Annotated in this window: 8 protein-coding genes, 2 tRNA genes and 2 rRNA genes (1 of these 12 cut by a window edge); 6 read left to right on the top strand and 6 right to left on the bottom strand. The window is 37.4% G+C overall.

Annotated elements, in window-relative coordinates; genetic code table 11:
• Nucleotides 1-2: 2 nt before the first annotated feature.
• From BN1354_RS04820 to cysK, 3 genes are all read right to left on the bottom strand, one after another.
• Nucleotides 3-1556, bottom strand: a complete 1554-nt coding sequence (locus BN1354_RS04820) for a SusD/RagB family nutrient-binding outer membrane lipoprotein (protein ID WP_053826416.1) — start codon at nt 1554-1556, stop codon at nt 3-5.
• A 35-nt stretch (nt 1557-1591) separates the two neighbouring features.
• A complete protein-coding gene (locus BN1354_RS04815) occupies nt 1592-4780 on the bottom strand; it encodes a SusC/RagA family TonB-linked outer membrane protein (protein ID WP_053826415.1) in 3189 nt (1062 codons plus the stop codon).
• A 233-nt stretch (nt 4781-5013) separates the two neighbouring features.
• Entirely contained in the window at nt 5014-5982 is a 969-nt protein-coding gene (gene cysK, locus BN1354_RS04810) for a cysteine synthase A (RefSeq protein WP_045089484.1), read from the bottom strand.
• A 132-nt stretch (nt 5983-6114) separates the two neighbouring features.
• Here cysK and BN1354_RS04805 point away from each other — a divergent pair, with 132 nt between their 5' ends.
• The gene (locus BN1354_RS04805; protein ID WP_052673131.1) at nt 6115-6762 is read left to right on the top strand and encodes a response regulator transcription factor; all 648 of its coding nucleotides are present in this window, start codon (nt 6115-6117) and stop codon (nt 6760-6762) included.
• A 1-nt stretch (nt 6763) separates the two neighbouring features.
• Here the strand turns inward: BN1354_RS04805 and BN1354_RS04800 are convergent, their stop codons facing one another.
• The 3 genes from BN1354_RS04800 to BN1354_RS04790 are packed head-to-tail and all read right to left on the bottom strand — an operon-like array spanning nt 6764 to nt 10771.
• Nucleotides 6764-7684: a TolB family protein gene (locus BN1354_RS04800; protein WP_053826414.1), complete on the bottom strand. Its 921-nt coding sequence runs from the start codon at nt 7682-7684 to the stop codon at nt 6764-6766.
• Nucleotides 7685-7702: 18 nt separating this feature from the next.
• Nucleotides 7703-8716 carry a type I phosphomannose isomerase catalytic subunit gene (locus BN1354_RS04795; protein ID WP_053826413.1) on the bottom strand — a complete coding sequence of 338 codons (1014 nt, stop codon included), beginning with the start codon at nt 8714-8716 and terminating at the stop codon, nt 7703-7705.
• A gap of 45 nt (nt 8717-8761) precedes the next feature.
• The gene (locus BN1354_RS04790; protein WP_053826412.1) at nt 8762-10771 is read right to left on the bottom strand and encodes an alpha amylase C-terminal domain-containing protein; all 2010 of its coding nucleotides are present in this window, start codon (nt 10769-10771) and stop codon (nt 8762-8764) included.
• A gap of 135 nt (nt 10772-10906) precedes the next feature.
• On the opposite strand from BN1354_RS04790, the gene BN1354_RS04785 reads away from it, so the two are divergent.
• From BN1354_RS04785 to BN1354_RS04765, 5 genes are all read left to right on the top strand, one after another.
• Nucleotides 10907-12346 carry a PDZ domain-containing protein gene (locus BN1354_RS04785; RefSeq protein ID WP_197271993.1) on the top strand — a complete coding sequence of 480 codons (1440 nt, stop codon included), beginning with the start codon at nt 10907-10909 and terminating at the stop codon, nt 12344-12346.
• Nucleotides 12347-13240: 894 nt separating this feature from the next.
• A 16S ribosomal RNA gene (locus tag BN1354_RS04780) occupies nt 13241-14775 on the top strand.
• Nucleotides 14776-15131: 356 nt separating this feature from the next.
• Nucleotides 15132-15205, top strand: a tRNA-Ile gene (locus BN1354_RS04775).
• A 28-nt stretch (nt 15206-15233) separates the two neighbouring features.
• Nucleotides 15234-15307, top strand: a tRNA-Ala gene (locus BN1354_RS04770).
• Nucleotides 15308-15654: 347 nt separating this feature from the next.
• A 23S ribosomal RNA gene (locus tag BN1354_RS04765) occupies nt 15655-16328 on the top strand (it continues 2223 nt past the right edge of the window).
• Together the 16S and 23S rRNA genes with 2 tRNA genes alongside form the textbook arrangement of a ribosomal RNA operon.

Here is a 16328-nt window from a genome sequence, read left to right as displayed (position 1 = left end):
TTTTATTTAAACACCCATAGTTTAGTTTCAATTACATCATTACCCTGTTTTGCAATTGCATCCTGATAACTAGTTAGATTAACAGATTGTTCTTTTACAGGATAATATAAACGAGATGGGACTCCTCCGTCACCAAATAATGGATTAAAAGTATATGTTACCTGACCTCCGTTTACCTGACCTGAATATATAATATCTCCTCTTTTAATAAGAAAATCAGGAAATCCGGTTCTGCGATACTCACTCCAACCTTCCAGAAACTGAGTAAATAGTGCAATATATTTCTGATTAAGAACATTTCTCTGATTGGCTACAGGTAGTGATGCTATATAATTTTCAACTTCAGAATCTGTTACTCCCCATTTCTCCAGAGATGCTCTTACACCATTAATATAGTCAGTTTGACTCCATCCATTATGTTCAGATTGAAGAAATGCAACCTCGGAATACTCCATAAGTACTTCTCCAAAATCAGGAGCACTGTAAATAGCACCTGGCAGACTAACTTCAGTTGCAGGAAAACTACCAGCTTCAGATTCAGTTAGTCCATACGGTAATCCTACATATTCACCCTTACTGTTTAGTGCTGCAAATTTGCTTAAACGAGGGTCTGCAAAAGGTATTTGTGGATTTTCTCCTTTAAGTAAATCGATAAAGGGTTTTGAAATAGCAAAGTCTCTTCTGTTAGCAGTTACTGTAGCACGATAATATGGGGCTTCATTAGGGGAAGCTGTTGAGTATTTAAAAATTGCATTATCTGCATTACTTGTGAATACACCTTTTGTCAGTGCATCTGTAAAATGAGAACTGTATAGTTCCGGATTCTTAACTTTTAATCTGGTAGCAAATCGTAATCTAAGTGAATTTGCAAATTTTGCCCACTTAAGATTATTACCTCCATAAATTATATCAGATGCCCCAAATGTTGTTTCGGCCTGATACTTAATTAAAGTATCACCTGCCTGTTTTAACTCATTAAGAATATCTGCATATATCTTCTCCTGAGAGGCATATGCCGGTGTTAAGTTGTTTGCTTCCTGTTGCAGAGCCTCAAATTCAGGATCATTGTTTCCATAAGAATGGTAAGGAACATTCCCAAAAATATCAGTAAGCGCATAAAAAGCATATGACTTTAATATTTTGCTTATAGCAATCTGGGTTGAGTTTCTTCCTGCGCCATCTGCTGTTACCAAATCTTTAGTTTCAGGGTTACTGTTAAGTATGATAATTTCCTGAAGGTTGTTCACTGCTTTGTAAAGACCATTCCAGATAGTCTCCGAATAACTGAAGGGGATGTCATAGCGTGACTGACTGGTATATGTTACCTGACTTATTTGTTGTGTAAACAATGCAGAGCTTCGAAGAGATGCTGGTTCACTCTTAACATTATCAACAAGCTGTTTTTGAGCAGTTACAATTAGTGATGTAGTCTGCACTGAGGATGGTCTGTTTGGATCTATATTAAGATTCTCATCTATACATGATGTAAAAAGGAATAATAATGGTAGTGATAATACTGTTAGATGAGATACTAGTGATATATTAAATAATTTCATAACTTATTCTGAATTAAATTGTTCATTAATCTTTTTTAAAACCTGAAACTTAAATTGATGCCATAAGTTAATGGTGTGGGCATATTACCACCTTCAATTCCCTGAACATTTCCACTGCTGTTGGTCAACTCTGGATCAATTGTTTTACTCTTTCTGTATAGATAAAATAGGTTACGCGCATATAGAGAGGTGCCAATACTTTTCACAGGACTATTTTCCGATAATTTAATATCATACCCAAGTGATAATTCTCTTAGTTTAATAAAGGTAGCATCAAAAATACTATATGCTGTAGGTCCGTTACTATAGTTCCTTGCCCATGCCTGAGCTGTTACATTTTTAGTATTAGGAGCAATATTTGTTACACTATAGGTGCCATCAGCGTTAAAGGTTACATCTGCTGTTACGCCATCAGAAACAACTCCTGTTTCACGAATGCCATTAGCTGCTGTTTCAGGAAGAATACCTGAATACATAGCCACAGAGTACGTTTGGGAAAAGAATTTTCCACCTACACGTGAGTCAACAAGAAAATTAAATCTAAGATTCTTATATCTTAATCCATTTTGAAAGCTCCAAAGAAAGTCAGGAAGTACACTGCCTAAGGGGACAATCTGCTGAGTCCTCATGTGAAGACCATTTTCACCCACAACTTTTTGTCCATCAGGAGCATAAACAAAATCGTAACCCTCTATCTGACCATAACTTTTACCTTCCTGTGCAGTGAGTGTTACAAGAGTTGTACTAAGATTTAATTTATTTACGGCATCAGAAAGCTCAATTATTTTATTTATGTTTCTTGAGAAATTAAACGTTGTATTCCAGTCCCAGTTTCTACTTTTAACCGGATTTATACCTAAAATCACTTCAAAGCCTCTGTTATTTATTTCACCTGCATTGATTAGCATAGAAGAATACCCAAATGCTGCTGATGTAGGTAATGAAATTATCTGATTACGGCTTGAGTTATTATAATATGTAAAATCAAGATTTATAAGATCTTTGAAGAATTGTAATTGCAAACCGGTCTCCAGTGAAGATGTAATCTCTGGTTTAAGATTGATATTATTTAATTGATTAGGTAAAGTGTATGCACTTCTGCCATTAATTGAACTTACCGCTTCGTATACTTTGTAAAGCTGATACGGATCTGTATCATTACCTACCTGTGCCCATCCTAATCTAAGTTTGGCAAAAGAGAGCCAGTTGCTGTTACGTAGCCCTGGTAGTTCGCTAAGTATAACTGATGAAGTAACAGATGGGTAGAAGTATGAATTGTGTTCAACAGGCAGTGTTGAAGACCAGTCATTTCTAAATGTACCATCCAGGTAAACTGTACCTTTCCATCCATAAGATATACTTCCATAAACCGATGAAAGCTGTTTTTTATATATACCTGTTGTTGGGTTTATAATAGTTGATGTTGCATTATTTAGGCTGTAATAGTTAGGTATAATCAAACCCCCAGAAGTGGAAATATCACTTATTCTTCTGTTTCTCTGTAGATAATTAGCTCCTACATTTGCAACAAAAGAGTGATCACTCCAAGATTTGTTAGCTGTAGCAAGCAATTCATAGTTAAATTCCTCATATTTTTGACTATATTCCTGGTACATAGATTGCGAACGCGAGTTATAAGCTATTCTGTCCTGATAATCATAATCATATATATCTGCATTTAAACGACCTGTTACAGATAGCCATGGAGTGGGGGTGAGTACAATGCCAAAATTCCCATAAAGCCTATCTCTGTCCTCTTCAAGATAACTTTCATAAGCCGACCAGTATGGGTTATCAATATATTTGGTTTTCTCATCAGCTACAGTGTTCTGATAACCTGTACGGTTCCATGCTCTTGGAGTACCATCTGGTCTTTTATATTCACTAAGTTTCTTATAATCAACCTGAACATGACCCCATTGAAAAGCTTCCAGAATAATATTCCTGTTGGAAGCACCTGTCCATGGTCGTCCAGTAGTTGAAGTTTTGATATAATTTGCACTTGCAAAAAACGATAGTAGATCACCTGTAATATTTCCTGAAATACTCAAACTGTTTTTACCCAATGATGAGTTTGGAATAGTTCCTGTTACATTCTTATTAGTAAATGATACCCTAAATACAGAATTATCATTTGATTTAGATAAAGATATATTGTTGGTATTTGCTAATCCGGTTTTAAAGAAATAATGAACATCATTTTCAGGATATACCCATGGCTCAGGATTTAAATAATCCTCAGGATATTCTGGGTCGAGGTTATACCAATGTAGTACAGGTGTGCCATCTAATTTTGGTCCCCAGCTTTCATCTCCTGCATAATCTACAATATTATATGTTGTACCATTGATCTGTGCTGTGCTGAAAGTAGTATTATACCCACCTCCATAAAGTTTTTGACGCTCTGGTAGTCTGACCACATTCTCCAACTCCAGACCTGTATTAACTTCTATGTTAATCCCTCCATCTCCGGTCTTACCATTTTTAGTAGTAATAAGAATAACACCGTTAGCAGCTCTTGAGCCATATAGAGCTGCAGCTGAAGGTCCTTTGAGAACATTAACACTCTCAATATCATCAGGGTTAATATCCTGAATTGTGCTTCCCATATCTTTTCCTGCACTACCGTTTATTGTGGATGAACTATTCAGTTCACTGTTATCAAGCGGTACCCCATCAATAACATAAAGTGGTTGATTATTACCGGTTATTGAGTTTATACCTCTTAATGTTATTCTTGAAGAACCACCAAGGTTACTTCCACCCGAGATTACCTGTAGCCCGGCTATTTTTCCTGAAAGTGCACTCATAGGATTTGTTGGTCTGGTCTGAAATGCTTCAGAGGAGACATCCTGCACTGCATAACCTAATGCTTTTCTTTCTCGAGGAATATTTAATGAGGTAATTATCACTTCATTCAAAGTGGTAGTAGACTCAATTAGTCTGACGTTGATTGTAGCCGATTTATCTATATTTATAGATTGATTTTCGAATCCTATATAAGTAAATTCAAGTGTATGACCAATATTTGTGCTAATCCGATAATTACCATCAATGTCTGAAACGGTACCATTTCCTGGATTAGTAATATCAATAATTGTAACCCCTGCCAGAGGTTCATTATACTGATCAATTACTTTTCCCGTTATAACTACATTTTGCAAATCTTGTGCATATGTACTAAATATAAGTAGTTGGATAAGAACTATAAAAGTTAATTTCATAAGTTTTAAATTATAATTATTAAAAGTTGATTTAATTATTCAAAAAAAAGCGGCTGATCTTTTGAATCAGCCGCCCCGTTTTATGATACCTTTTTTAATTTAGGTATACAGAGAGGGCTGATTATGAAGTTTTGTACAACAAACATTCATTGCTGACATATTCATAACCAACATTCTCTGCATGTTATTTAAGCCTGTAATCATTTCGAGGAATATTGAGTGTTTAAAAAGTATCAATCTTCAACCTTAGAAAGCTGTAATGGATATTCCTCAAAAGCATAAAGTACTGTGGATAAATAACGTTCACCTGTGTCAGGGAGTATCACAACAATATTTTTCCCTTGATTTTCTGGTTCAAGTGCTATTTGCAATGCTGCATATGCTGCTGCACCTGAAGATATTCCAACAAGTAAACCTTCAGTAGATGCTAACCTGCGACTCGTAAGAATTGCTTCATCATTGTTTACTTTATAAATGCGGTCTACTACTGATGAATTGTATGTTCCTGGAATAAAACCAGCACCTATTCCCTGTATTTTATGAGGACCGGGATTACCACCCGATAATACGGGTGAATCAGTGGGTTCAACGGCCACTACTTGTATTTTGGGATTATACTCTTTCAAGCGTTTTCCGGCTCCACTCACAGTTCCACCCGTACCAACACCGCTTACTAAGATATCCACTTTTCCATCAGTATCTCGCCAAATTTCTTCTCCTGTTGTAAGGTAATGAATTTCAGGATTTGCCTGATTTTCAAACTGCTGAAGAATAACTGCATTTGATGTCTGAGCCTGCAGTTCTTTTGATTTTGCTATAGCACCTTTCATACCTTCAGCTCCGGGTGTTAATACTAGTTCAGCTCCCAGTGCTTTGAGTAAATTTCTTCTTTCAATGCTCATCGTTTCAGGCATTGTTAGAATAAGTCTGTATTTCTTAATTGAAGATACAAATGCCAGGCCAATACCGGTATTGCCACTTGTTGGTTCAATTATTACAGAGCCTGGTTTTAATATACCCTTTTTCTCTGCATCTTCAACCATCGATAACGCGATACGGTCTTTTACACTGCTAAGGGGATTAAAACTCTCTAACTTGGCAATAATATTTGCCTTTGCTCCCTCTTTATCTCCATATTGACTTAGTCTGAGTAATGGTGTATTACCTACTAGTTCTGTTAAATTTGCTGCAATTTTTGACATATTGTTAATTTTTAATTTTTTATGAAGCAAAGATATTAGATGAAATATGAGATTGAAATAGCACATTCGTGGTATATTTACTGATATAGTGAGATAAATTATTAAATTTGTGATTGTAAAATAATAATTATTGTGAGTCGGAATTATATTGTTGCAGATAATCAGGATGTTACGCGAATAGGGCTAATATCAATACTCAGAGAGTATAATAAAGAAGCAAAGATTATTGAGGTGGAAAACTACAGTAAAATGCTTTTCATGCTTCGCCAATACCCTAATTCTGTTGTAATTGTTGATTATTCTTTATTTGATTTTTTATCAATAACTCACTTACTTAACATTAAGAGTGGAGCTAAAGCTTCATCATGGCTAATCTTTTCTGACGAACCTGATGTCCATTTTCTGAGACAACTGTTACAATCAGATCCCTCCATCAGCGTTGTTTTAAAACATAATTCCAAATCCTATATATTGGATGCATTAATGTGTGTCACAGAATATGAGGTATACTGGTGTGATTTTGCTGAATCTGTTATGAAAGCAGGTGTCCCCCAGCAAAATATTCCTGATAAACTTACGGTATCTGAATCTAATATTCTAAGAGAGATTGCTTTAGGTAAAACAACAAAAGAAATTGCAGTAGAAAAAAATTTAAGTTTCCATACAGTAAATACTCACCGACGCAATATCTACAGAAAACTCGGGGTTAACAGCGTAAACGAAGTAACTCGGTATGCATTGCAAGCCGGGTTAATAGATCAGATGGAATATTATATATAGTTCAGTCGTTGTTTATATATCTTACAAAAGCTATGTTTTTACCATCGGGCGACCAGCTATGAACATTTAATGTTCCTTGACCACCATAAAAAACAGGTGTAAGATCACGTATCTGTGAAGTTTCTACATCCAGCAATCTCAATTTAACATCTTTTCCAAATGGATGTCCTCCCTGCTGATCTTCTATATAGGCAATATATGCTATACTTCTGTTGTCAGGTCCCGGGTGTGGAAACCAATTATCATATTCATCATTGGTCAGTTGTGTCTGTTCACTTCCATCAGGCCGCATTCTGTAAATGTGCATTCTTCCGGTTCTGTTGCTATTAAAGTATATCCATTCTCCGTCATAGCTATACTCCGGACCATCATCCAAACCTTTTGCATCAGTAAGGCGTATCTCTTCATCAGTTATCATGTGAGATTTGTAAACATCCCATTCTCCATTTCTCATTGCGCAATAAACGACCCATTGATTGTCAGGACTTACACCATGCCAATAACTTGGTGCATTACCTGTGATCAACCTTGGTACACCTCCTGATAGCGGAAGAATAAAAATTCTAGAGTTTCCACCCTGTGCAGTTACAGTAGGGTCGTTATGACTCACAATAAGCCATTTGCCGTCAAATGATAAACCATGATCATTATTGCATCTGTTGGCAAAACCAGTGTCTATTATTCCTAGTTTTTCTCCTTTTACAGATACTTTTTCAAGCAATCCATTGCTATTTATAATAAGATATTTACCATCTCGCGACCAGTTAGGTGCTTCGAAATGTCTCTTCTCACGAAGGATTACTTTCTCCTTACCTGTTTTTACGTTCAGTAATACAAGTTCACTTTCAAGGTTTTGCGGTACCTGAGCAAATGTAGTTAGTGTGGTACATAATGCAATTAACAACAGTTTGATGTTTTTCATTTTCTGCAGTTTTTAAAATTATTCTATATATATCTCGAGTAATTTAGAAGATTCACTTGGTATAATTAGAAGATTATCTGTAGTAGCTGGTATGAGAACCGACTCGCCTTGATCAATAAAAACAGAGTTACCATTATTATCTTTCAATGTACAATGCCCCGACAGACACATATATATAATAAAGGAGTCTATTTCTTTAAAATTACGGCTAATTTGGATATCAATGTCTAGCAGATTGGTGGTAAAATAAGGGCATGAAACAAGTTTCACTGGCTGATTAACTTCTTTAGTATATTCAGTTTTATATGTATCATATATCTTAAAGTCAATGACATCTTTTGCCAGTTCAGTATGGAGTTCTCTGGTGTTACCGTTAGCATCACGACGATCATAATCATAAATACGATATGTAATATCTGATGTTTGCTGAATTTCTGCTATAAAACATCCGGCTCCTATAGCATGAACTCGACCTGCAGGTAGAAAAAACACATCTCCTTCTTCTACATTGTACTTTTTTAGTGTTCCTGTAAAACTTCCATCTTCTACACTATCTACATACTCATCTGGTGATATGCTTTTTTCAAAGCCTGAATAAAGAAATGCTCCCGGTGCAGCTTTTACAACATACCACATTTCGGTTTTTCCGAAAGAATTATGTCTTTCTCCTGCTATTTTATCATCAGGGTGAACCTGTATTGACAAATCGTCATTTGCATCTATAAACTTAATGAGAAGAGGGAAGGTGTCTCCAAATTTGTCATAAACTCTTTTTCCAACTAGCTGCTCTTTTTTATTAGAAAGTAGTTCATTTAATGATAAACCAGCGAGTTCTCCGTTGGATATAATAGAAACATTGTTTTTTACATCTGAGATTTCCCAACTTTCACCTATACCGTCAAGTGATGGCTTGATGTTTTTGAATTCAGTAATAGCTGAACCTCCCCATATAATTGATTTAAGAATCGGCTCAAATTTCAGTGGGTATAAAAAATCATTTTGACTTATTGTATTATTATTGTTCTTTGTCATTTCAGTAGTTTTTTCTTATTATTTATACTTAATAAAATTATCTTCTTACTTCTTTATTTTTAAAACCAGCGCCGTCCGAGCAGGCAGATAAAGCTTTATCCATCCTTTATTGTCTTTTGAGTGCAAAGGATCGAAATGTGTGAAGTGATTAATAGATGTGTCATTTAAACCAAAGCCTCCAAACTCTTTATCATCTGTATCTAATATAACTTTATATTCACCCTGAGGAACTAGTATTCCGTAATCACTGAATGATTTTTTTGGATTAAAATTATATACAAACAATAGCTCGTCTCTCATATAGGCAAGTACATTATCATCATCTTTGTCCCAAACCTTAATCAAAGGTTTATCCTGGAAATTGGGAACAGATTTAATTAAGTTAATCATTGATCTGTCGAAATCTCCAAGATAATGATACTTTAAATTTCCATCATCAGCCAATCTCCACTGTCTTCTTGCGTATTTATATGACCAGTTGTTGCCCTCCCTGGGAAAATCTACCCATTCAGGATGTCCATACTCATTTCCCATAAAATTTAAATAGCCTCCATTTATCGTTGTTGCTGTAACCAGTCTGATCATTTTATGAAGTGCTATTCCACGATCTACCCTGTGGGTACTATTTGTAAGTTTCGACATATACCAATACATGTCAGAGTCAATAAGCCTGAATATTATTGTTTTATCGCCTACCAATGCCTGGTCGTGACTCTCACAATATGATATTGTTTTCTCATCGGATCGTCTATTTGTTGTTTCCCACCAGATTGCTGATGGATGCCAATCCTCGTCTTTTTTCTCTTTTATGGTTTTTATCCAGAAGTCAGGTATATTCATTGCCATTCGATAATCAAAACCATAACCGCCTTCTGAAATTTTCATAGCTAAACCCGGCATTCCACTTACCTCTTCTGCAATAGTAATTGCATCAGGTTTTACTTCATGTATTAGCTGATTGGCTAGTGTCAGATAGCATATAGCGTCCCCATCCTGACCTGCATTATAATAATCACTATAATTCGAAAATGATTCACCTAAACCGTGACTGAGATATATCATTGATGTGACGCCATCAAATCTGAATCCATCAAATTTAAACTCTTCTAACCAGTACTTACAGTTTGACAGTAAAAAATGGAGGACTTCATCTTTACCATAATCAAAGCAAAGTGAATCCCACGCCTGATGATATCTTCGTGATGGGTCACTATGAAAATACAGATCATATGATCCATCAATTCTGGATATTCCTTCAGTTTCGTTTTTAACAGAGTGAGAGTGTACTATGTCCATTATCACAGATATGCCCATTCCATGGGCAGTATCAATTAATTCACGTAACTCTTCAGGTGTTCCGCTTCTTGATGATGGGGCAAAAAAACTGGACACATGATATCCGAAGGATCCATAATAAGGGTGTTCCTGAATTGCCATAATCTGAATGGCGTTATAACCAGCTTTTTTAATACGAGGGAGAATGTTCTCCCGAAATTCATTGTATGTACCCACCTTTTCTTCTTCACTCGACATACCAACATGTGTCTCATATATAAGAAGAGGGGAGGTGTCAGGTTTGAAATCTTTATATTTAAATGTGTATTTATGTTCAGGTTCCCAAACCTGAGCACTAAATATATATGTTTCAGGATCTTGAACAACTCGTTTGCTCCAGGCTGGAATTCGTTCGCCAGATCCTCCATCCCATGTAACATGAAGTTTATATAGATCTTTGTGATTAATGCGATTCAGTGGAACCTTAACTTCCCACACACCATTGCCAATAGGTTGCAATCGGAAAGACTCCAGATGTTGCCACTGGTTGAAAGTACCTACAAGAAAGATATCTGTGGCATTTGGTGCCCATTCACGAAACACCCACTTATCAGATGTTTTGTGTAATCCAAAATATAGATGTCCTGTTGCGAAATCAGATAATTTTATTTTACCATTATTCGTTAAATCAGATAATCTTTTCAGATAATAATCATGCCGACCGTTTATTGCTTTTGAATATGGCTCCAGCCAGGGATCATTTTTAATTATGTCTAACATCTTATTTTGATGTGTGATTTTAATATTATATGCATCGATAATAACAAAGATATAGAAATTGTGAAGATTTCATTTAATTTATTTGTTGATTTCTCATATCTTTGTCTATTGAGCACACATTTAGAAGATAGTACAATGAAACGAATTATAAATATTGTTTTTATTCTGTTATTAATTTCATTTAAATCCTTATCACAAGAAAACAAGATTACATGTGGTTTAGGTTTTAGTTTTGAAATCAGTGATGATAAAAGCTGGGGATATAAAGAGCCTGTTGTTGTGGAGATTACCCCTGGTTCACCCGCCGAAAGAGCTGGTTTAAAGATCAATGATATATTACTATCGGTCAATCATAATGGCACATATCTCAAATCTTACCAAACAATAATGTCCTGGTTCAATATAAACGAAACAGACATTACACTTGCAATTCGTAATTTCGAACACTCATTCAAAGAGATTACATTTTCGAAAGATTGCCGCAGCAGTAATGCTATTCCGGAAGCACAGCTTGCCCCGGTATTTGCATTTTATAGTTTAGAAAATGTTCAGAACAGGCGTTTTCTGATGCCTGTAAAGACCGTAACTAACGAGAACGCTCTATATCATAACTATAAAACTTTTGGGTTTGCAGCTTCTGATGAAAGTACCAGAGAGATAGATGAAAGAATAAATGCAATCTTTATACGTGCCTTATCAGAAAAGGGATTGGAGTACAATCCCACTGATCCAGACTTTATAATTCAAACATACTACAGTTTTGAAAGTAACCCTCTTTTCAAGTCTAATTCTTCAACATTTGGAAGTTATCAACCTGTTTGGAGGTATGATACAAGAAATAACAGAACCGTAAGAGTGCCTTTATATAATCCATCTGAGGGAGTTCGAATTGATGATATTGCCTATCAGTTGCAATTTGGAGCACGTTTCTATGATGTGAAATTTATGGAGGCAGGTGAGATGACACTTATTTGGGAGGGAGAGGTGAATGAGCGACTAAGTTCTTATTATAATCTGATTGATTACCTGGAAATGAATTTGCCTCTTATGCTATACAAATTTCCTTATGCAGGTAACAGATCATTTGCCACATTCCAGATTAAATATCTTAAGTACAATTATACAGGTATAGGCTATGATATGAATGATTTAAAAACAGTTGCTTCTGTTGATCCTGGCTCTCCTGCAGCGTTGGCTGGGATACGTCAGGGTGATGTGGTTATCAATATTCAGGGGCAAAGCTTTGATCACACTTCATCTCAGCAACTTACGGAGGGTTATCGTCGGTTTATTGCTGAAACTATGGAATTTAGGGATACGAACACTAGATATACCGATTCAAATGGCTTCAAGGATTGTATGTTCTGGAATATTGCTGATTATTTAAAAATATCAAACGCAATCTCAAACAATAAGAGATATAGAGCAGCTTTTTCATACCTGTTCAACTTCAATCAATATATTGACTGGAATACACCTGTTTCTATAAATATAGAGGTTGAGAGAAATGGAAATATTTTGAATTTTGCTGTTACACCTACTATTACTACAAGTTCACACTTACTGGCATATTAATAGAAGTATATACTTATAATAGATTATGTAGTTCTGTCATGTTTTTCTACTACTTAGTGGAAAAATATTTCAGATCTTGACATGCTTTTATTTTACTTTCATCTTACCTAAGCTCTTATCGTCTTCTTATATTCTTCTTATATTCTTCTTATATTCTTCTTATATTCTTCTTACCTGCTCCTTCTATATATGGGGATGGTAAAATAGTTGTAATAATAGTATATTATTTGGGCAAAGCTTTGGTATAAATTTTAGGGAGAATATTCTTGCAGACTAATAAGAATAGAACAGCAGGAGTATACTGGAATGGCAATTCTCTGTCATTGAATGTATTGTACTGTCAGTTACATTATAGGCAAGAAAATAATATGATGATTTTAGAAAAAAGTGATAGAAATGTTTGGAGCGTATTTATAATTTTCTCTATCTTTGCAATCCTTTTCCGCTCAATGTAGAATTCATTACAGAGGTTAATGATCGAAAAGGTTGAAAATCAATTTACATGTTGCAGAGAAAAAAATAAATTGAAAAATTATCTCGATTTATTTTGGATATTAAAAAATAGTCCATATCTTTGCACCCGCTTTTGAAAGGAACACCACCTGATAAGCGAAACGATAAGCGATCTTTAAAAAATTTACATACATTTTTTTTGACAAGCAAGTACAAGAGATATAATATTAAGATTATATTGAGGTACCCGTTCAATAGAATTTAAAAGGATATAAATCGTGAATCCGGGGGCAGTATAGAGGGATTGAAAAAGAACTTTTTTCGTTATCTTTTTGGTTATTTCCTAACCCTTATTTTTTTTAAGTCTGTCATATTTTATGGTCATATCAATCATAAGCTATCAGATTTGGGAAGTTTCAAGGATATAAAAATAACAAATTTACAACGAAGAGTTTGATCCTGGCTCAGGATGAACGCTAGCGATAGGCCTAACACATGCAAGTCGAGGGGCAGCACATGAAGTAGCAATACAGATGGTGGCGACCGGCGCACGGGTGAGTAACACGTATGCAACCTACCTTCCACAGGAGAATAACCCGTTGAAAAACGGACTAATACTCCATAATACAGGGGTCCCGCATGGGAATATTTGTTAAAGATTTTTTTCGGTAGAAGATGGGCATGCGTTCCATTAGCTAGTTGGTTGAGGTAACGGCTCACCAAGGCAACGATGGATAGGGGAACTGAGAGGTTTATCCCCCACACTGGTACTGAGACACGGACCAGACTCCTACGGGAGGCAGCAGTGAGGAATATTGGTCAATGGAGGCAACTCTGAACCAGCCACGTCGCGTGAAGGATGACGGCCCTACGGGTTGTAAACTTCTTTTATACAGGAATAAAGTGAGTCACGTGTGACTTTTTGCATGTACTGTATGAATAAGGATCGGCTAACTCCGTGCCAGCAGCCGCGGTAATACGGAGGATCCAAGCGTTATCCGGATTTATTGGGTTTAAAGGGTGCGCAGGCGGAAGATTAAGTCGGCGGTGAAATTTTGCAGCTCAACTGTAAAAGTGCCATCGATACTGGTTTTCTTGAGTGTGGATGAAGTAGGCGGAATTTGTGGTGTAGCGGTGAAATGCATAGATATCACGAGGAACTCCGATTGCGCAGGCAGCTTACTAGGCCATAACTGACGCTCAGGCACGAAGGCGTGGGGATCAAACAGGATTAGATACCCTGGTAGTCCACGCAGTAAACGATGATTACTCGCTGTTTGCGATACACAGTAAGCGGCTTAGCGAAAGCGTTAAGTAATCCACCTGGGGAGTACGTTCGCAAGAATGAAACTCAAAGGAATTGACGGGGGCCCGCACAAGCGGAGGAACATGTGGTTTAATTCGATGATACGCGAGGAACCTTACCCGGGCTTGAAATGCATCTGACAGGAGCAGAGACGCTCTCTCCCTTCGGGGCAGATGTGTAGGTGCTGCATGGTTGTCGTCAGCTCGTGCCGTGAGGTGTCGGCTTAAGTGCCATAACGAGCGCAACCCTCATCATTAGTTACCATCAGGTTAAGCTGGGGACTCTAATGAGACTGCCATCGTAAGATGTGAGGAAGGTGGGGATGACGTCAAATCAGCACGGCCCTTACGTCCGGGGCGACACACGTGTTACAATGGATGGTACAAAGGGCAGCTACATGGCGACATGATGCTAATCTCCAAAACCATTCTCAGTTCGGATCGAAGTCTGCAACTCGACTTCGTGAAGCTGGATTCGCTAGTAATCGCGCATCAGCCACGGCGCGGTGAATACGTTCCCGGGCCTTGTACACACCGCCCGTCAAGCCATGGAAGCCGGGGGTACCTGAAGTTCGTAACCGTCAAAGGAGCGACCTAGGGTAAAACTGGTGACTGGGGCTAAGTCGTAACAAGGTAGCCGTACCGGAAGGTGCGGCTGGAACACCTCCTTTCTGGAGAAACTTTTTCCCTTACCTGTTATGATCTGCTCTATGGTTATAAAGACAGAGATAAGAATAATTGGGTAAAACATCAGGGATGTGCCTTTAAGAAAGATATGAAGATTAGTTTTTTAATATCATTTTTATGCGGGCCTTCCGGAGCACACGGTTTTATTTTATTCTTTTACAGTCTGTTGAAGGGGTATTTCGGTATAACTGGATATAAAGGCTTTATCTTGCTTGGGGAGATATAAAAAAAAAGAGTGTATGTATAATTGATAAGCCATCTTAAAAGTTAAGTGACATCCCGTTTTTTTAGATGTTTTAGGCAAAATGAATAGAAGAGGGATGCCGACAGCGAACCAGCCAGTCCTATAGCTCAGTTGGTTAGAGCGCTACACTGATAATGTAGAGGTCGGCAGTTCAACTCTGCCTGGGACTACTAAAACAAGAGTGTTTAAGAATAAAACGGGGGATTAGCTCAGCTGGCTAGAGCACCTGCCTTGCACGCAGGGGGTCAACGGTTCGAATCCGTTATTCTCCACCCGGTAAAGATGGAAGAAAAGGTTTAACGAGCGAGTTAAGTCTTAAAAAAAAAGAAGTATTTAAAAAAGAATATGTTTGAAAGCCCGTTTGGGGGCAACAGCGAGTGATAAATGAATCTCGCTTTACGGTTCGAGACCGTCTCAGGCAGCTATCGAATGCTGGTTTTATATTATAAAGCCTGTTTTTCGAAGAGATCTTTGACATGATGAAGTAAAAACAAGAGCAAATACAAATAACAACTAATAAAGAGTTCATTTAAAAGAACAAAAGACGCTGGTATTTATCAGACCCGGTATGTTTGTATGTTCAATTTATTGGATATATGATCATCATCCGGTCGGCGAAAAGAAAGTGAATAAGGGCACATGGGGGATGCCTAGGCTCTGGAAGGCGAAGAAGGACGTGATAAGCTGCGATAAGCTGCGGGGATTGGCAAATACGAATCGATCCGCAGATTTCCGAATGGGGCAACCCGATATGATAGTATCGTATCATTCCGTTATAAGCGGAAGGCAAACGTGGGGAACTGAAACATCTAAGTACCCATAGGAGGAGAAAACAAATAGTGATTCCCGGAGTAGTGGCGAGCGAAACGGGAGAAGCCCAAACCGGTATTGTTTCGGCAGTATCGGGGTTGTAGGACTGAGACATGGCAAGACAAAAGTGAAGTGGAAGCATCTGGAAAGTTGCATCATAGAGGGTGAAAATCCCGTACACGACTCATTTTTTAAGCCTATCAGTATCCTGAGTAGCGCGGGGCACGAGAAATCTTGCGTGAATCCGGCGGGACCATCCGCCAAGGCTAAATACTCTCCAGAGACCGATAGTGAACCAGTACCGTGAGGGAAAGGTGAAAAGAACCTCGAACAGAGGAGTGAAATAGACCCTGAAACCATGTGCTTACAAGCGGTCGGAGTCCCCTTGAGGGATGACGGCGTGCCTTTTGCATAATGAACCTACGAGTTACTCTTGCCTGGCAAGGTTAAGTATCTAAGGTACCGAGCCGCAGCGAAAGCGAG

The organism is Lascolabacillus massiliensis, assembly GCF_001282625.1.
GTDB classification, from domain to species: domain Bacteria; phylum Bacteroidota; class Bacteroidia; order Bacteroidales; family Dysgonomonadaceae; genus Proteiniphilum; species Proteiniphilum massiliensis.
This window is presented reverse-complemented; position numbering and strand designations above follow the sequence as displayed.